The following is a 16,514-nucleotide window of genomic DNA, read 5'->3' as shown; positions in this document are numbered from 1 at the left end:
TATGAATAATATTCAATATAATCTAAAATTCGAAAAACTCGTCGCTGAATTAGAACTTGGTGAGTTGAACAGTAAGCCCAAGGCAATCTCGGGTGGGCTTTTACATCGCATGTATGCCATTGAAACTACACATGCCAAATATGCTGTGAAAGCACTGAATCCTCAAATTATGAGTAGACCTACAGCTATGCAGAATTATATCCAATCCGAAAAAATAGCAAACGTGGCAGCAAATTTTATCCATGCTCAACCTGCCAAAGTGATAAACGGTTCTTCAATGCAGATCTTAAATCATCAATGTTATCTTATATTTGACTGGATCGATGGTAAAAGTCTGGAGCTTCATGAAGTAACCGAAACCCATTGTGAGCATATGGGCATGATTCTTGCGGATATTCATAAAACTGATTTTTCACAGCTTCATATTCCTGACCTTCAGTTGGATGATTCCAAAGAAACCGATTGGAATGATTATTTAAACAAAGGGCAGACAGAAAATTCGGATTGGACAATCTTATTAGCTGATAACATTCAAAAGCTCTATGAGTGGAGTGCTCAGGCAAAAAATGCATCAGTGATACTGGCTTCAGATGCAGTTATTAGCCATAGAGATCTTGAACCTAAGAACGTGATGTGGCAGCAGGACAACCCCATCATTATTGATTGGGAATCAGCGGGTTATATCAATCCGATGCATGATCTGTTGGAAACAGCGATGTATTGGTCTATGGATCAGACCGGAAACGTGGGCAAAGAAAGGTTCTTGGCTTTTATAAATGGATATCGGTCTCGAGTGGGGAATTTAAACGCCAATTGGAGAAGGGTTCTCGAAAATGGTTTTTCCGGGAAATTGGATTGGCTCGAATACAGTCTGAAACGCTCTTTGTGGATTGAATGCACAGACGGTGAAGAGCAACAGTTGGGAACATCACAAGTTACATGGACTATAGAGGCTTTAAAACAATACGAGGATATGATCTCCGATGTTGAGAACTGGTTGAGTAGCTAAATCCGAGATACGAGATAATTGTTATCCCATAAACATAAAACGGAAAGGTGTGAACTGCATGGTAAACGCAAAAGGAACACTAAGAACATGCGAACAAGGGCATTCCTATTACAAAAGTAGCGATTGTCCGACCTGTCCTGTCTGTGAGAAGGAACGGAAACCGAAAGAGGGATTTCTTTCCTTGTTGTCTGCACCCGCCAGACGTGCGCTGGAGAATCAGGGAATTACGACGTTGCAGCTACTCTCGCAATACTCCGAAAAAGAGATTTTGAAGCTGCACGGGATCGGGCCTTCTGCAATGCCAAAACTTCGACAAGCACTTGAAGAAGAGGGATTATCTTTTAAAGTGTAACCCTCTTTTGTTGGTCAATGGCTTTAATTGGAGAAATTGGTATCGTATCTCTTCCTCGCATTGTATAATAATACAGTTGTGTAAAAGTTTACACGAGAAAGAGGAGTCATCTCAGAATAACAAAACAGAATAGGAGGTGTTATTTAGTGGAACCACAAATTGAAGAAAAGAAGGTTGATTATCGACCTTTGGGTATATCAGGACTTGGGGGATGGTTGATTCTTGTCCATATTGGACTTTATCTCACCATCATTATGCTTGTTGTGCAATTATTTCAATACCTTGTACCTTCAATGACGAGAGAGACTTGGGAGCTCTTAACTTCCAAACAATCTGACTATTATCACGCATGGTGGGGCCCGGTTCTCATTTTTGAAACGGTATATAATGTGCTATTTTTAGTATTTAGCGTATACACGCTGATTACGTTTTATAGAAAGAAATCGATATTCCCTCGTCTTATGATTATGTTTTACAGTGTCAGTCTAGCCGTGGGCATTATTGATTATCTGTTATTACTTCAGATTCCTATGGCGGTAGAACTTGAGGATGGAAGTTCGTTAAAAGGGATAGGCAGGTCGGTACTCACCTGTGCCATATGGATTCCTTATTTTATCAAATCAGTTCGAGTTCACAATACGTTTGTCAGATAAAAACATAAGCCCCGACCTAAGATGGAAGATCTAAGGCCGGGGTTTGTTATAAGGGTTTCAAATAGAGGAGGAGATATCTTGAAGATTTTCTTGGTAAGGCATGGGATGGATGAGGAGGGCTACAGAGGTGGTTGGAGTCAGCGAGGGCTCATTGAAGAAGGTGTTACTCAATCGTCGAGGCTCGGAGAATACCTGTACCATCATTCAGAGCAATATGAGATAAACACAGTGATTAGCAGTGATCTTCCGCGTGCAGTACAGACTGCTAAAGAGCTTGAAAAAAGACTGTACATAAAGGGGCTTTATCTGAAAGACTGGAGAGAAATGAACAACGGACATTTGGCTGGAATGCCAAATAAGGAAGCAGAAGTGAAATATGCAGGAGTTTATTTGAACACTCTTGGCATGGACACTCCGTTTCCAGGAGGAGAAAGTCCTCGGAATTTTTATAATAGAATATGTACATCCTTTCGGGATTTATGCCGAAGTATAGAGGAGCAACAGATCAAATCGAATGTTCTACTGGTCACGCACGGCGGAGTAATCAACATCCTTTATTATCTCTTAGGAAACCAAAATTGGACCAATACATCGGTGTTTCATTCTATTGGGAATACCAGTGTTCATACGCTTGAAAAAGGAGTAAATGGTTGGGAGTTTAGCAGCATGAATATGATGAGTCATCTAGGTTAGAAAAGGGAGTATATAAAAGCAGCAATTTTCACAACAATTAATTCTTTTTCAGTCATAATAAAGACTGCCGACAGGTGCCGTCAGTCTTTATATATATTATTTAGTTTATCTGAAGCAGACGTACTATTTCACCATCTATTACTTCTTCACTAGTTTTTATAAACCCTAAAGATTCATACAACTTTCCTGCAATTAGATTGTCTGGTCGGTGTCCAATCATGATTCTTGTGTAATTTGAAATACGCATAAGCTGAATCAAAGTTTTCATTGCTGCCTTGCCATAACCTTTTCCTTGATGCTTCTCGTCAATCATTATGGCAGGAATCCAGTAGTTATCATCCTTGTCTGGGTTCGCACAGAATACGAGAAAACCGACTAAAACCTCTTCCGAGTAAATAGCACGTAATTCAAAATCATTAACATATTTAGATTCAGCAATCCAATAAACGACAGGTGCAGGAAAGATATGAAGCTGTTCTGGCTTAACTTTAAGCTGGGTACATTCATACCAATTTTCATTAGACACTGGCTTTAATACAACTACCATACAAAATTCCTCCCAAATTTTACTTTGCAGAGGAATTTATCCTCTGCACTTACTTCGTATCCTTCCTAAAAATCATTGCAACATGGTTATTCTTCATACCACATCACTCCTTTCGAAATGAAAAAACTCTAATGTAGGTTATTTGCTATTTTGTTTAATATATCCTTCTTTTATCAGTGAAAATAGATTGAACATATCAATCATTTCAAAACAAATAGTTGAGAAAATGGCCTACTACGCTACAATGGAATGAAATGGAAGTATAAGGAGGTTGCAGATATGATTAATAAACCAAGTGATTTGTTGCGTGAGTTGAAGTCCTTGTCTGGACCTTTTCCGACTTGGGATACCGAACAGTTACCGGATCGACCAGGGGATCTTTTTCTGGAATGGTTGAGACTGGCCATTGATTATGAGGTAAAGGAACCCCATGCGATGACGATCTCGACGGTGGACTCGAATGGTTTTCCAGATGCACGAGTATTGATAATGAAAGACGTAGTTGACGAAGCTTTTTATTTTGCATCTGGCTCGGAGAGTCGAAAAGGACAGCAGCTGGAGAACAATCCGCATGTGGCACTGACCTTTTACTGGCCTACATTGGGCAGACAGATCCGCATAAGAGGAGAAGCCGTGGATATGGGCGAGGAAGCAGGTGCAGCGGATTTTCGGAAAAGATCGGCAGGTGCGCGCGCAGTTGCGATGACAGGACGACAGAGTCAGGAGCTGGAGAGTGAGGAAGAATTGGAACGCGCCATTGCCGCTCAGAAAGAGCGGATCAGCCGGGATCCTGATGTCATTACACCGAATTGGAGACTGTACGCCGTGAACGCAAAGGAAGTTGAGTTCTGGCAGGGAGACCCGGAGCGAAAGCATGTGCGAATCCAATATGTTCTGCAACATGGGCAATGGAAGCACCAGAGGTTATGGCCGTGATTTTATAAAGGGGGGAATTGTGTGAGTCGTAGAACTACAGGGACACTACTGCTGGTCATAGCGGCATTTCTGTACAGTGTTCGATATTTGAGTGCTGCCATTTTTGGTTCTGGTGTGGCTTCGTGGAATTCGGAATTGTTTCAGGAGATGCTGAATTATGTGGGAACCGCTCCGCAAAGTTGGAGTATAGCTGCTTTAATCCTGGGTTTGTTCTATTTAGTATGGGCGGAATATGAAGCAACCAGCTCCAAAACCAAAGAAAGTCTCAAGCGTTTTGTGAGTTATGAATCTGTAGATCAAGAAGCGGGAAGCCAGAACAAAACAGATTAACTGGATAGTGTGAGTTCTTATCAGCAACAGTTGCTAAATTAATTTGTATAAGCTGGGGAGGCATACATATGAAGTTCATTGAAAGTTATTTTGACCCATTTCCGGTATTGGAAACAGAACGATTGCTCCTTAGGCCCATTACCTATGCTGATCTGGATGAGATGTACCGTTATTGCGCGGTTCCTGCTGTATCGGAGTACACAACTTGGGACGCACATCAGAGCAAGGAGGATACGAAAGGCTTTATTGATTTTGTCATGAGTCGATATGAGGTGGATAAGCTGGGACCATGGGGGATTGAGGATAAACAAACGAAGAAGTTGATTGGCAGCTGCAATTATTTAGGATGCGACAGCAACAGTATGAGGGTGGAATTAGGTTATGTGTTATCCAATGAGTACTGGGGCCAAGGCATCATGACGGAAGCGGTTAGCCGAATCATTCAATTTGGATTTGAAGACATCGGGTTGGAACGAATTCAGGCTAAATGTCTGGTGGGTAACATCGGCTCCGCAATGGTCATGGAAAAGACAGGCATGAAATTCGAGGGGCTTTTACGGAGTTATATGAAAATTAAAAACGAAATGCAGGATTTGAATTTGTATGCGATGACCAGAGAAGATTTTCAATCGTTATAACCTGCTGAACATGTTTGAAAGGAATGTTAATGTTGACCAAAGGAATACTATTTGTTGTCCTTTTTATGACTCTTTTAAGTAACTCTGAAGTATCCGATAGTCTATCCGAAGTCTCTAATCTGTCTCCTGCGCCTACGATATTTACAGAAGAAGAATTTAAAGTGCAGAATAAAGCAAAGAATATCACCATTCAAATCGGAGATACTCGAGCAGAGGTTGAGCAGCAGTTGGGGAAACACGTGGATTATTATTATCATACGAATGTTTACCAGTATAAAGGGATGTGGATTCATTATAAAGAAGGAATTGTGGATGGAATCGTGATCGATGATGCGGCTGCAAATTCCAAAAAATATAAAACGCCAAGTGGCATAGGTTATGGCAGTACAATTCAAGAAGTAATCCAGCAATACGGAAAGAAAGCCTTTATTGATTCTAATCAAAGAAAAGTACGCTCAATTACGTATCTCATGGAGAGAGATAAACAAGGCAACTACAGTGTAATAACGTCATTTGATAAATTCGTACTTGAAGGTGGCTATGAAAATTTGATGATTTTATCCATGGTGCTCGATCAGCAAAGTCGTGTGTCATTCTTGATGATCGCAGACTATGAATTTGCATATCATCCTGAGCATAGATGGACTGAAACTCAATAAAATGGCTGGGGGGTACTCTGTTTTTAACATCCCAACGTACATAATGTCATATCGAGCATCGACCGGGATCCGCTATAATCTCCAAGTTGAAAAAACATGGATAAGGAATCGGGAGGTACATTGAATTGACAGCGAAAAACAAATATAAATCACTTGAACTTGAAACACCCGGCGTATATGAACTGGAAGGACTGGAGGTCGGCGTGACCTCCAATTGCAATTACAAATGCGACTATTGCTGCGCCTACAATCGGGACGATGGGCAATGCATCAGCGGTCAGGAGGTTATCCGAATCATCCGTGAGCTTCCGCGGCTCAAGCGGGTGCGTTTGTCCGGGGGAGAGGTGACTCTGAAATATCAGGATTGCCTGGAGATTGTGACGTATTGTGGGGAACATGGCATCGACACGCAATTAAATACCAATGCCAGCCTGCTAACGGAAGAACGAATTCATGCTTTGCGGGATGCAGGCTTGTCCAATATTCATATATCTTTTAACTATACAGACCGGGAGGCTTATGCAGCCTATTACCGTGTACACCCGCGCATGTATGAGCGATTGGAGCATAACATTCGTCTTTGTACTGAAGCGGGGCTGGAAACTGTGCTTGAAACGCTGTTATTTGAAGGAACCCAAGCGAACATGCAAGCTATTAGCGATAAAGTCTATGAACTGGGTGTGCGCATCCATGAGATTCAGAACAGCATCGTGATGCCACACAGTAAATGGAGCAAGATTGCCTCCAAGGAGTCCCTCATCCAGTCCGTAAATGATCTGATCAAGCACAAGAAAGAAGATACGACATTATATTTTACCTGTATGGATCGTTTCGCGGAGCAATTGGGGTTACGAGAACAACCGGGTGTGTATTTCTCCAATTGTGTGGATGGGACGAAGCAGCTGCATTTACACGGTAATGGGGATATTCTCATCTGTGAGTTATGCCAACCAGTCGTGATCGGCAATATCTACGAGGGTACGTCTTTGAAGGATATTTATACCAAGCAACCACAAGCATTAATGGATTATCTAGAAAAGCAGCCCTGCCCTGCATACGATGCTCTTTTTGCCGGTGAACAGTCACGTTTATAGAAAGTTGTTTAGCATCGTACTTGTCCCTATTTGGGGTACATATATAGATTGAGATCCATCATTATCACTTATATGGAAGGTTGTCTGTTTTCCTCTCGGGGGAAAGGTTGACCTTCTTTTTTTGCGTTCAGCCTGTTTCAGATTCATTTAAGCTAGCCCGCCTATGATGAGCCATAAGAACTTAGATGAAGAGGTGAACTTCACATGATGAAGATCTATCCAAAAACCAACGAGAACGACCCATATAAAAATGCAAAACCAAGGCGCAAATGGCTGATGATTATCCTTGTTATTGTTCTGGGCCTTGGTACCGTGATATACAGCCTGGCAGATCGCTACTTAATCCGGCATGTACAGGTTGTTGTAGCGGATGACAATACATCAGTAACCAGCACCTCTAATGATACTTCAACCCCGACGACTGAAGTAAATGCAACGTCAGATGACTGGAACTATTCCAGCGATGATATGCAGGTCAAAATCGACAAGGTGCAGACGGGGTCCGGCTCAGATCAGATTACGTATTACGTCGCAGATGTACAGCTAACAGATGCGAGCAGCCTGCGCTCGGCTCTGGCAGATAACAGCTTTGGCACGAATATTACCGAAAACACTTCAGAGATAGCATTGGCCAACAATGCCATCTTTGCTATCAATGGTGACTATTACGGCTTCCGTGATGATGGCGTAATTATCCGCAATGGTACGGTATATCGGGATGATCCGGTGCGTGATGCGATGGCATTGTTCAGTGATGGCACGATGAAGACATATAACGAGACGGAAGTATCCTCATCGGAATTGCTGGCTGAAGGTGCGACCAATACGCTATCTTTTGGACCAATTCTGATTCAGGACGGTGAGATTGTAAGTGACTTCAGCAGTGTGAAAATCGATAACAACTTTGGCAACCGGTCGATCCAGGATGCCAATCCGAGAACTGCAATCGGCATGATCGCCCCGAATCATTATGTATTTGTTGTGGTTGACGGACGGCAGGATGACAGCCGTGGCATGACGCTGGCAGAGCTTGCCGATGTCATGAAAGGTCTTGGAGCAACGGAAGCCTACAATCTGGACGGCGGCGGTTCATCCACAATGTATTTCATGGGTCGGGTTGTTAATAATCCGCTGGGGAGAAACCAGGAACGAGGCGTAAGTGACATCCTTTATCTGAAAGAGGGACAATGATCATGACTATATTAATTCCATCATACGAACCGGATGTTCGTTTATTGAATCTCGTGTTGCAGTTGCAGACGTTTCAGTTAGGACCCATTGTCATTGTAGATGATGGTAGCGGACCAGGTTACAGGGGGATTTTCGAGACGGCAGAAGCCTATGGGTGTACAGTCCTGACACATACAGTTAATCTGGGCAAGGGACGTGCACTCAAGACAGGATTTCAATATATTAAGGAACATGGCCCACAGGGCGGTATTGTGTGCGCAGACAGTGACGGCCAACATCTGCCGCATGATATCAAACGCATCTTTGATGTACTATTGGAGCAAACGAATCCGGGGATTGTACTGGGTAGCCGTCGGTTCAGTGGAACCATTCCAGCGCGTAGTCGTTTTGGCAACACGGTCACACGAGGTGTCTTTTCTCTCACGACAGGTACGAAAGTATACGATACACAGACAGGCCTGCGAGGTTTTCCGTACTCAATGCTGGACTGGCTGTGCCAGATACCGGGGGAAAGATTTGAATATGAAATGAACATGCTGCTAACAGCACATAAAGAAGGGTATGAGATTACAGAGGAGTTTATTGATACGGTCTATCTGGATCATAACAAATCTTCTCATTTTCGCCCATTGGTAGATTCATTCCGCATTTATATGCCGATTCTGATGTTCAGTACGTCTTCGGTGTTATCGGCCTTGATCGATTTTGGCTTACTGTTCGTGATCCAGTACTTCACGCATAATCTGTTCCTATCGGTCGTTGCAGCGAGACTGTGCAGCTCCATCTTCAACTATACGATCAATCGGAAATATGTATTTTCAGCTGGAAAAACGTCCAGAGTCCGTCAGTCTTTACCGAAGTACTTCTCACTGGTCATTCTGGTGCTGTTATTAAATTACGGATTGTTGTACTTCTACAATGAAAAATTGATTATCCCGCTGATTGCAGCCAAGCTATTAACAGAGGTATCGATCTTTGTGTTCAGCTATTGGGCGCAGCGCAGATTTGTATATTAACTTTGTATATTAAAACTCATAGACCAAAAGAAGACACGGCCACTCAAAAGAAGATCATGCGCTTCTTGGTAATAAAAAAGGTCGAGAACAGGGTAAAGCATACCCCTGTTCTCGACCTTTTGAACTCAAAGGAGGACGAGCGTTACATCAGTTTCTTAATCTCATCCTTCAGAATTTCGGACTGGGTGCCGAAGATGACCTGCACAGCTCCGCCACCAAGCCTCATGATGCCGGAAGCGCCAAGTTGTTTGAGCGCCTGGTCGTTGACGGCTTTGTCGTCTTTAACAACAAGACGGAGGCGAGTGATGCAAGCATCGATGCTCTCGATATTATCTGTTCCACCGATCTCGGCGAGCACTTTGCCAGCCTTGGTGTCGCCAGACGCCGCTGCCACGGCGGAAGCATGAGTGGGGCCATCGGCATCATAAGCGTCATCCTCGCGTCCCGGCGTTTTCAGGTTGAACTTGAGAATCATGAACCGGAACAGGAAATAATAGACGACCGCAAATGCGAGTCCGACTGGAATCATGAGCAGCGGATTGGTCGACAGCTTCAAGTTCACGAGGTAATCAATCAGACCTGCGGAGAAGGCGAAGCCCAGCTTAACATCCAGCAGGTACATGATCAGGGCCGCTACACCGGTAAGAATAGCGTGCACCACATACAGCAGAGGCGCCGCGAACATGAAGGAGAACTCGAGCGGTTCGGTAATACCCGTTAAGAACGAAGCCACCGCTGCGCCGATAAAGATCGAAGCGACCATTTTGCGCTTTTCAGGCCTGGCTGTATGAATCAAGGCAAGCGCCGCCGCCGGAAGAGCGAACATCATAATCGGGAAGAATCCAGACATGAACATGCCTGCCGTAGGGTCTCCGTTGAAGAAGCGGGTTAGGTCCCCGTGCACGACTTCCCCGGCTGCATTGGTATAATCCCCGATCTGGAACCAGGCGATGGAGTTCAGAACATGATGCAGACCGAGCGGGATGAGCAGGCGGTTGGCGATCATGAACACCATGGAGCCAAAGCCGCCAAAGCCTACAATCCAGGCGCCGAAAGCGCCGATGGCATCCTGAATTGGGCTCCAGATCATGCCGATCAGGATGGCCAACACCAGCATGGAGCCGGCGGTGACCATCGGCACAAAGCGTTTGCCGGAGAAGAAGCCGAGCCAGTCAGGAAGCTTGATATTGTGGTATTTATTATACATATAGGCTGCAAGCAGTCCGGCAAATATCCCGCCCAAAACGCCCGTATCCAGCTTGACATCGTCAGGAATATAACCGAATACACCTGGAACGGCTCCCAGAATCCGTATCAGCACCATATAAGCGATCAGGGCGGAAAGAGCGGCGACCGCATCCCCCGCAAGTCCGATTGCCACCCCGATGGCGAAGATGAGCGCAAGGTTGCCGAAGATCGCCCCCGCTCCCTCATTCATGAATGGAACGACATACTGATTGAGAAATCCCCCTATCACGGGTCCAAGCGGAATGTCCTTTTCATAATTAAGAAGACCCAAGCCTTGAAGAATACCTGCTGCAGGCAGGGTTGCTACAGGAAGCATCAGGGATTTCCCTAGCTTTTGCAATGCTTTCAGCATATTGTTCTTCCTTTCTTTTTTAGATTCATGTTATTTGGGCAAGCTGACTTTCATGATAGTTCCCAAGCCCGCTTCTACGTTGCCATACGTCGGGTGTGACTCCCACGGCTGTTCTGCCGCATTCGCAACGATGACAGGGGTGATGACCGGATAACCAGCCGAAACGATAGCATTCAGGTCAAATTCGATCAGGGTCTGACCGACAGCGACCTGATCCCCGGTCTGCACTTGGGGTGTGAAGCCCTGTCCTTTCAGACTGACAGTATTCATACCGATATGCAGCAGCAGCTGTAGCCCAGAAGCATGCTCAATCATTACGGCATGATGCGATTTAATCAGGTGCACCACAGTGCCGTCGATAGGTGCGACCAGCCTGCCCTCCTGGGGAATCACTGCAACTCCTGGACCCATTAGTCCTTGCGCGAACGCTTCGTCAGGCACTTCTTCCAAACTGACGCAGGTTCCGGTGAGTGGGGAGACGACGGATATTGTCTCAGATGTTTTGGCAGATTTATTGTTTTTCCATTTCCAGATCATTGTGTGTTATCCTCTCTGTTGTTGGTTTTGGCTTGGGTTTGAAAAAGCCGGTATAAATGCATGGCGAGAAAAGCCGTTTCTTCCTCGGGTACCTCTGTACCCAAATCCTCGGCCATTACAGCACTTAGCTTTCTGGCCAGCTGGTATTCGGACGGATATTCATTTTTCACATATTGTGCGAAGGTGGGGGCCGTCATCGGCTGCTGATACAGGCGTTCCATGGAGAAGCGCAGGTGTATCAGGAGTCTTGCCTGGCTAAGGCTGCCCTGCTCAAAGCGAACGCCACCCTGCTCTTCAATAATGGACTGAAGCTTGCTGATCACATTGGATACCTTAACCAACTGTCCGACAGGGACGTGATTCACGGAGGAGTACACATGGTATGTCAGGAACCCGGCCTCATCCTCCGGTACCTCTACGCCAAATGCCTCTCCGATCATGGCCGCCGCTTCCGAGGCGATTTCGAATTCTTTCGGAAAACTGAGCTTTGTCTCCGTGAGGAAAGGATTCAGAATCTCCATCCCGTTGCGGATACGATATAAGGTGAACTGAATATGACTTGGAAGAGCAAGGTAGATCTTGTCATTCAGCTTGCCAGGAAACTGATCAGCGATGAGACGGATAATCTGATCAGAGATGTCGATGACATTGGGGTCCAAGTCCTTCATCAACTCCTGCGCCTGCCCCCACTCCTCCCGGTCCTCCAGCCGGAACCTTTTCTCAATCCGCGGATCATCGGACTGAATGGTGCTTTCCACCTTGAACGCAAATCCCAACCCTTTGCCGATCAGTACGTACTCCTTGGTATTCTGGTGCGACCGGGCCAGAACAATATTGCTGCCGACGACCCGCTCCACCTGCAGCATCATTCCTTTACTCACGGTTCACCGCCTCCTCGTTTCTAAAGTTAACGCTTCCAGGTCTCCGGAACGCAAAAAGAGCCAAGAAGCGAGTATAGTCTCATGTTCGCTTCTTGGCTCATGCCCTCTGGGGTGGTAACACGCCAATTCATTTTATGTTTTTATGCAGAACGTTCTTCCTACATAATATAGAAGCTGATCTGCCGCCGTCAACCATAATTTTGTCATCCGTTTGTTCGTCGTTTAATATAGGGGATGTGTAAATGAAAAGCTACCTTCGCCATGAAAGACTGATGCGGGGAAGCAACTGCGTCTATTCGGCTTCGATGCTCATGGATTATCTGACGGACTGCGCGCTTCTCGGGCACACCCGCTTTTAGCATATGAACGCTTTGCAATTCGATCCAGACTATCAGAGGGTCAACGAAATCAAGCGATTCCCGGACGAAAGCACGTGACGAACGGCCTCAATCCCCGCTATCAAGGTCGTCCTTCGTACAAGGTGTGGCAGGAACGGGAGAACTCATCCACATTCCGAATTCATGTTAAAAAGATATGGGAGGAATAATTTATGGTTCCACAACGAGTGAGTCTGGTCACCATTGGTGCAATGCATCTGCCTGAGCTGCGTTCGTTCTATCAGAAGCTTGGGTGGAGTGAGACCGCAATCAGTTCAGATCAATACAGTGTTTTTGAAACAACAGGTGTATTGCTATCGTTATATCCCATTCAGGAGCTGGAGAAAGATACGGGGATGATATTCAGTGTATCTGATGGGTTGAAAGGAACGCTGCTGGCCATCAATGTGGATCAAGCGGAAGACGTTGACGATACCATTGTGAATATCCGCGCTGCCGGAGGCAATGTAATCAGAGAGCCATATGACGCTGCCTGGGGCGGGAGAATCGCTTATTTCCTGGACCCGGAGAATAACTGCTGGGAAGTCACTTGGAATCCAACCGCCGTATTTGATGAAAAAGGAGCCATGATCACATTTTAGGGTGAAATGAGTGTGACCGGATGTTGAATCGTGTTCGCAAAGATTTGCGTTATTATCTTCAGGAACATCAGGATCGGAACAACCTCATCTTGCATTATTTCGCATTTTTATCGGCGTTTGCGGCTTGGATTTTCTTGTTTATAAATTTTAAAGTCATGCTGGTTCTGGCACTTATCCATTACGCCCTTTCCTGGATTGGGCACTTCTATTTCGAAGGCAACAAACCGGCGGCATTCCGATATCCGCATATCGGTTTTTATGCCGGGTTCACCTGGTTTTTTATCAGGACCATTGAGATCATCACCCGCAAAGAAATCATCCATCCGTGGATCAATAAACAGGACTGAAACCACAGGAGTCGAACTTTATAAAATAGGAGTGTGTCTATGTATCTTCGAAGTGTGGAGTTACTGTCTGCTAAAGTCGAGAATCCGGATCAATATCCGTTTCACATACCGTCCATACAGTCTCTGGAGCGATTGGAATTCAACAATAACATTACTTTCTTTGTTGGTGAGAATGGATCGGGTAAGTCCACACTGCTCGAAGGTATCGCTCATCAATGTGGATTTAACACAGCAGGGGGCGGGAAAAATAATGCATTTGAGATTGATGCTGCTGAATCATCATTAGGTGACTATTTGCGGCTATCCTGGTTGCCCAAAATCACGAATGGTTTCTTCATGCGCTCGGAGTCCTTTTATCAATTTGCATCGCATGTAGATGAATTGGGGCCGGAGTCGCTCAAGTATTATGGTGGGCGTTCGTTGCATGAACAATCCCACGGGGAGTCTTTTCTCAATCTGTTCGTGAACCGATTCAATTCCAAAGGCATTTATCTGCTCGATGAGCCCGAAGCCGCCTTATCGCCAGCCCGTCAACTCTCCTTATTGCGCATTCTTCATGATCTATCAGGCACTTCCCAATTCATTATCGCGACGCATTCGCCGATTCTATTGGGTTATCCGGGTGCACGCATTTTGAGTTTTGACGATGGTGGTATTCAGGACGTAGAGTATGAAGATACAGAACATTATCAGATCACCCGCAGTTTCCTGGAAAATCGCAACCGGATGCTGAATGAGTTGTTCAAGGACTAATTGTTTTTTATTTTGAAAGGAGACAGGAGCCGAACATGAGTATCAAATTGGTGCTGTTGGACCAACTCGCTGCCTGTCATCATGACAAGAGCTGGTTTGTGCCGCTGGATGAGATGTTACGTGATGTAACCGCTACGCAGGCCTTATCGCTGAATGATGAGGGGCAATCCATCTGGAGGTTGGTGAATCATCTGACTTTCTGGAATGAAACTTGGTTGGAGCGGTTTATCAAGGGTGATGTGGGTTCGGACAATAGCATAAATAATGATGAGACGTTCATTATTAACCCATCCCAGGTAAGTGAAGAAGATTGGCAGAAAAGCATTGCACACGTTGGTGCAACATTTAGTCGCTGGATACAGGCTGTAGAGGAAAGTGATGATGCAAAATTAGGGATGACCATTCCATCGTACTTCAATGCCCCATGGTGGAATGTCATATCCAATCTGTGTATTCATAATGCGTATCATATTGGACAGATCATGATGCTGAGAAAGAAAGTAAGAGGAGAGATGATATGAAAATAGGTTTTCTGATCGTGGATATGCAAGAGAGTATTGTACGAGATAAGTTAGATCAAAAAGCAATAGACCGCGCTTGTGAATATATCAACCATGTTGCAGACGTGCTTCGTTCGAGCGGCCATGTGGTCGTTCATGTACAAGACGTGGAAGGGATGGAGAATTCAAATTCTGAGGCGTATCGTATTATTTCTGAGGTTGATGTGACTGAGAAGGATCTGACAGTGACGAAGGAGAGTTCCAATGCATTCTGGCAGACTGACTTGGAGCAGATTCTGAAGAGTCACGGTGTTGAGCTGTTGATCATTTCGGGATTTGCCGCCGAAGAATGTGTTTTGTTTACCTATAATGGCGCGATGGAGCGAGGATTTAGACCGGTCATGTTGCAAAATGGGATTCTAAGTACGCATTCCGAAGCGGTGATTTCAACCTATAGAGACCGGAATGTGATTTCTTATCCTGTAGTTAATTATCTAATCAAATAAGTGAGATTACTCATGGACGCGACGATGTCGTGTCCGTTTTTGGTTAAACATATCCTTTTATGATGGGAAGGATTCTTCATCGTTTAAATTAAACTTTACCTATATTTACTGGAGTTGAAGCGATACATTTAAGTGGAAAGCAGGGGCGTGATATGGAACTAAAGATGGGGAATTGCGGTTTATTAATAAAGTGAGGTGTAATGACATGAATGTACAGATCACCAGAATCGATAAAAGTCAGAAAGAATTATTTTTAAACTTGTACAACCTTTATCTGTATGATCTTTCCGAATTCTCGGGTGAGGATTTGCTAGAAGAGGGGAAATTCGATCCAACGAATACCTATCTCTATCTGGAACGGGCGGAATTACATCCGTTTTTTATCCAATATGATGGAAAGGTAATCGGATTTGTGCTGGTTTGCTCTCCTCCTTATGTAGATGATGATGTCGATTATACGGTACAAGAGCTGTTTCTGGTCAAAAAGTATCGTGGACAAGGATTAGCGGCTCAGGCGGTTGATCTGGTGTTTGCACAATTTCAGGGCAGATTCAAAGTGGAGCAACTGGCTAATAACCGATCAGCTGTTTCATTCTGGAGAAAATACTATGAATATCATCACATTGAATATGTAGAGTCTGAGTATAGCATTGAAATTGAAAACATCGCTGGAAGCCATCGGATTCTGTCTCAAACTTTTGGACGTGCAAGAACGAACTAGATTTTCCCATTTACCAATACATGGTTATAATGAATGAAAGATTCACTAGAGGGGAAGCGAGCCATTAGAGAGGAGAATGATGAATGACAAGCCGCATTGTGGTTACGGGCGGAGCTATTATTCGTGATCATATGGGTAGAATACTGCTGCAAAAACGATCAGATTATGGTGATTGGGGATTACCTGGTGGTGGTATGGAGCCCGGTGAGAGTATTGAAGAAACTATGATTAGAGAAGTAAAAGAAGAAACGGGGCTTGACGTCAGTTCATATGAACTGGCATCCATCTACACAGGTGAGAAAATGAAATATACATATCCGGATGGCAACGAGGTTGTATTTGTAATGTTCCTGTTCAACGTCACCGCGGAGTTGGATGGGAAACTTGATTATGATCAAACAACCCTTTTATTTAAAGATAAACAGAATGAATCGCTAGAGCTTGTTTTTAAAAGTCTAGATGAAATTGATATTTCCACAATCAACAAGGTACAGAAGCCTGTATTGGTAGATTTGATGCAAGGGGAACTCACAATTCTGCGTTAAGCCCTAGAGGATATAAAGAAGATCTGC

General features: G+C 44.6%; 22 protein-coding genes and 1 pseudogene. 19 read left to right on the top strand and 4 right to left on the bottom strand.

The features are described from left to right. Position 1: 1 nt before the first annotated feature. The 4 genes from ACR1R9_RS19220 (at position 2) to ACR1R9_RS19205 (ending at position 2,707) form a co-directional block, all read left to right on the top strand. The gene (locus ACR1R9_RS19220; protein ID WP_433922979.1) at positions 2-1,009 is read left to right on the top strand and encodes an aminoglycoside phosphotransferase family protein; all 1,008 of its coding nucleotides are present in this window, start codon (positions 2-4) and stop codon (positions 1,007-1,009) included. Positions 1,010-1,067: 58 nt separating this feature from the next. Then, complete coding sequence (locus ACR1R9_RS19215) at positions 1,068-1,361, top strand: RNA polymerase alpha subunit C-terminal domain-containing protein (protein ID WP_433922980.1); 294 nt, start codon at positions 1,068-1,070, stop codon at positions 1,359-1,361. 146 nt (positions 1,362-1,507) lie between these two features. Next, the gene (locus ACR1R9_RS19210; RefSeq protein ID WP_076290060.1) at positions 1,508-2,014 is read left to right on the top strand and encodes a DUF2569 domain-containing protein; all 507 of its coding nucleotides are present in this window, start codon (positions 1,508-1,510) and stop codon (positions 2,012-2,014) included. Between the two features lie 78 nt (positions 2,015-2,092). Continuing rightward, positions 2,093-2,707, top strand: coding sequence for a histidine phosphatase family protein (locus ACR1R9_RS19205; RefSeq protein ID WP_433956383.1), 615 nt, complete (start codon positions 2,093-2,095; stop codon positions 2,705-2,707). Between the two features lie 100 nt (positions 2,708-2,807). On the opposite strand, the gene ACR1R9_RS19200 is transcribed toward ACR1R9_RS19205, so the two are convergent. Further along, on the bottom strand, positions 2,808-3,254 hold the full coding sequence (locus ACR1R9_RS19200; RefSeq protein WP_175383850.1) for a GNAT family N-acetyltransferase: 447 nt from the start codon (positions 3,252-3,254) through the stop codon (positions 2,808-2,810). 279 nt (positions 3,255-3,533) lie between these two features. Between ACR1R9_RS19200 and ACR1R9_RS19195 the strand changes: the two genes are divergently transcribed. From ACR1R9_RS19195 to ACR1R9_RS19165, 7 genes are all read left to right on the top strand, one after another. Then, positions 3,534-4,190: a pyridoxine/pyridoxamine 5'-phosphate oxidase gene (locus ACR1R9_RS19195; protein WP_433922981.1), complete on the top strand. Its 657-nt coding sequence runs from the start codon at positions 3,534-3,536 to the stop codon at positions 4,188-4,190. A 21-nt stretch (positions 4,191-4,211) separates the two neighbouring features. Next, positions 4,212-4,520: a hypothetical protein gene (locus ACR1R9_RS19190; RefSeq protein ID WP_274570168.1), complete on the top strand. Its 309-nt coding sequence runs from the start codon at positions 4,212-4,214 to the stop codon at positions 4,518-4,520. 68 nt (positions 4,521-4,588) lie between these two features. After that, a complete protein-coding gene (locus ACR1R9_RS19185; RefSeq protein WP_433922982.1) occupies positions 4,589-5,158 on the top strand; it encodes a GNAT family N-acetyltransferase in 570 nt (189 codons plus the stop codon). A 29-nt stretch (positions 5,159-5,187) separates the two neighbouring features. Beyond that, entirely contained in the window at positions 5,188-5,817 is a 630-nt protein-coding gene (locus ACR1R9_RS19180) for a hypothetical protein (protein WP_433922983.1), read from the top strand. A gap of 125 nt (positions 5,818-5,942) precedes the next feature. After that, on the top strand, positions 5,943-6,911 hold the full coding sequence (locus tag ACR1R9_RS19175) for a radical SAM protein (protein WP_433922984.1): 969 nt from the start codon (positions 5,943-5,945) through the stop codon (positions 6,909-6,911). Positions 6,912-7,115: 204 nt separating this feature from the next. Continuing rightward, positions 7,116-8,102: a phosphodiester glycosidase family protein gene (locus ACR1R9_RS19170; RefSeq protein WP_090808438.1), complete on the top strand. Its 987-nt coding sequence runs from the start codon at positions 7,116-7,118 to the stop codon at positions 8,100-8,102. A gap of 2 nt (positions 8,103-8,104) precedes the next feature. Then, positions 8,105-9,118: a bifunctional glycosyltransferase family 2/GtrA family protein gene (locus tag ACR1R9_RS19165; RefSeq protein WP_099855051.1), complete on the top strand. Its 1,014-nt coding sequence runs from the start codon at positions 8,105-8,107 to the stop codon at positions 9,116-9,118. A gap of 142 nt (positions 9,119-9,260) precedes the next feature. On the opposite strand, the gene ACR1R9_RS19160 is transcribed toward ACR1R9_RS19165, so the two are convergent. The 3 genes from ACR1R9_RS19160 to ACR1R9_RS19150 are packed head-to-tail and all read right to left on the bottom strand — an operon-like array spanning position 9,261 to position 12,136. Then, entirely contained in the window at positions 9,261-10,718 is a 1,458-nt protein-coding gene (locus ACR1R9_RS19160; protein ID WP_433922985.1) for a PTS transporter subunit EIIC, read from the bottom strand. Positions 10,719-10,748: 30 nt separating this feature from the next. After that, positions 10,749-11,255, bottom strand: coding sequence for a PTS sugar transporter subunit IIA (locus tag ACR1R9_RS19155; protein WP_063564075.1), 507 nt, complete (start codon positions 11,253-11,255; stop codon positions 10,749-10,751). Further along, positions 11,252-12,136: a PRD domain-containing protein gene (locus tag ACR1R9_RS19150; RefSeq protein WP_244552152.1), complete on the bottom strand. Its 885-nt coding sequence runs from the start codon at positions 12,134-12,136 to the stop codon at positions 11,252-11,254. The genes ACR1R9_RS19155 and ACR1R9_RS19150 overlap by 4 nt, the downstream gene beginning before the upstream one ends. 278 nt (positions 12,137-12,414) lie before the next feature. Here ACR1R9_RS19150 and ACR1R9_RS19145 point away from each other — a divergent pair. The 8 genes and pseudogenes from ACR1R9_RS19145 to ACR1R9_RS19110 form a co-directional block, all read left to right on the top strand. Beyond that, positions 12,415-12,570 (top strand): annotated as a pseudogene (locus ACR1R9_RS19145) (IS1380 family transposase); the annotation flags it as partial. A 116-nt stretch (positions 12,571-12,686) separates the two neighbouring features. Then, complete coding sequence (locus tag ACR1R9_RS19140) at positions 12,687-13,115, top strand: VOC family protein (RefSeq protein ID WP_063564076.1); 429 nt, start codon at positions 12,687-12,689, stop codon at positions 13,113-13,115. A 20-nt stretch (positions 13,116-13,135) separates the two neighbouring features. Next, positions 13,136-13,462: a DUF962 domain-containing protein gene (locus tag ACR1R9_RS19135; protein WP_063564077.1), complete on the top strand. Its 327-nt coding sequence runs from the start codon at positions 13,136-13,138 to the stop codon at positions 13,460-13,462. Between the two features lie 39 nt (positions 13,463-13,501). Beyond that, on the top strand, positions 13,502-14,215 hold the full coding sequence (locus tag ACR1R9_RS19130) for an AAA family ATPase (RefSeq protein ID WP_063564078.1): 714 nt from the start codon (positions 13,502-13,504) through the stop codon (positions 14,213-14,215). Between the two features lie 35 nt (positions 14,216-14,250). Beyond that, positions 14,251-14,736 (top strand): DinB family protein, encoded by a 486-nt coding sequence (locus ACR1R9_RS19125; RefSeq protein ID WP_433922986.1) that lies wholly within the window; start codon positions 14,251-14,253, stop codon positions 14,734-14,736. Then, complete coding sequence (locus ACR1R9_RS19120) at positions 14,733-15,221, top strand: cysteine hydrolase family protein (protein WP_099855044.1); 489 nt, start codon at positions 14,733-14,735, stop codon at positions 15,219-15,221. Before ACR1R9_RS19125 ends, ACR1R9_RS19120 begins: the two co-directional genes overlap by 4 nt. A gap of 205 nt (positions 15,222-15,426) precedes the next feature. Next, positions 15,427-15,942, top strand: a complete 516-nt coding sequence (locus ACR1R9_RS19115; RefSeq protein ID WP_433922987.1) for a GNAT family N-acetyltransferase — start codon at positions 15,427-15,429, stop codon at positions 15,940-15,942. An 83-nt stretch (positions 15,943-16,025) separates the two neighbouring features. After that, positions 16,026-16,487, top strand: a complete 462-nt coding sequence (locus ACR1R9_RS19110; protein ID WP_433922988.1) for an NUDIX domain-containing protein — start codon at positions 16,026-16,028, stop codon at positions 16,485-16,487. Positions 16,488-16,514: the final 27 nt, after the last annotated feature.

It is taken from the genome of Paenibacillus taichungensis, from assembly GCF_050994985.1.
Classification (GTDB): domain Bacteria; phylum Bacillota; class Bacilli; order Paenibacillales; family Paenibacillaceae; genus Paenibacillus; species Paenibacillus taichungensis.
Note: the sequence above shows the minus strand (reverse complement) of the source record. Positions and strands in the feature narration are given on the sequence as shown.

What these genes read in the sequence shown, in the direction of transcription:
- ACR1R9_RS19220 (WP_433922979.1), top strand. Translation starts at nt 2, where the DNA reads ATGAATAATATTCAATATAATCTAAAATTCGAAAAACTCGTCGCTGAA.
- ACR1R9_RS19215 (WP_433922980.1), top strand. Translation starts at nt 1,068, where the DNA reads ATGGTAAACGCAAAAGGAACACTAAGAACATGCGAACAAGGGCATTCC.
- ACR1R9_RS19200 (WP_175383850.1), bottom strand. Translation starts at nt 3,254, where the DNA reads ATGGTAGTTGTATTAAAGCCAGTGTCTAATGAAAATTGGTATGAATGT.
- ACR1R9_RS19195 (WP_433922981.1), top strand. Translation starts at nt 3,534, where the DNA reads ATGATTAATAAACCAAGTGATTTGTTGCGTGAGTTGAAGTCCTTGTCT.
- ACR1R9_RS19185 (WP_433922982.1), top strand. Translation starts at nt 4,589, where the DNA reads ATGAAGTTCATTGAAAGTTATTTTGACCCATTTCCGGTATTGGAAACA.
- ACR1R9_RS19180 (WP_433922983.1), top strand. Translation starts at nt 5,188, where the DNA reads ATGTTGACCAAAGGAATACTATTTGTTGTCCTTTTTATGACTCTTTTA.
- ACR1R9_RS19170 (WP_090808438.1), top strand. Translation starts at nt 7,116, where the DNA reads ATGATGAAGATCTATCCAAAAACCAACGAGAACGACCCATATAAAAAT.
- ACR1R9_RS19165 (WP_099855051.1), top strand. Translation starts at nt 8,105, where the DNA reads ATGACTATATTAATTCCATCATACGAACCGGATGTTCGTTTATTGAAT.
- ACR1R9_RS19160 (WP_433922985.1), bottom strand. Translation starts at nt 10,718, where the DNA reads ATGCTGAAAGCATTGCAAAAGCTAGGGAAATCCCTGATGCTTCCTGTA.
- ACR1R9_RS19155 (WP_063564075.1), bottom strand. Translation starts at nt 11,255, where the DNA reads ATGATCTGGAAATGGAAAAACAATAAATCTGCCAAAACATCTGAGACA.
- ACR1R9_RS19140 (WP_063564076.1), top strand. Translation starts at nt 12,687, where the DNA reads ATGGTTCCACAACGAGTGAGTCTGGTCACCATTGGTGCAATGCATCTG.
- ACR1R9_RS19135 (WP_063564077.1), top strand. Translation starts at nt 13,136, where the DNA reads ATGTTGAATCGTGTTCGCAAAGATTTGCGTTATTATCTTCAGGAACAT.
- ACR1R9_RS19130 (WP_063564078.1), top strand. Translation starts at nt 13,502, where the DNA reads ATGTATCTTCGAAGTGTGGAGTTACTGTCTGCTAAAGTCGAGAATCCG.
- ACR1R9_RS19125 (WP_433922986.1), top strand. Translation starts at nt 14,251, where the DNA reads ATGAGTATCAAATTGGTGCTGTTGGACCAACTCGCTGCCTGTCATCAT.
- ACR1R9_RS19120 (WP_099855044.1), top strand. Translation starts at nt 14,733, where the DNA reads ATGAAAATAGGTTTTCTGATCGTGGATATGCAAGAGAGTATTGTACGA.
- ACR1R9_RS19115 (WP_433922987.1), top strand. Translation starts at nt 15,427, where the DNA reads ATGAATGTACAGATCACCAGAATCGATAAAAGTCAGAAAGAATTATTT.
- ACR1R9_RS19110 (WP_433922988.1), top strand. Translation starts at nt 16,026, where the DNA reads ATGACAAGCCGCATTGTGGTTACGGGCGGAGCTATTATTCGTGATCAT.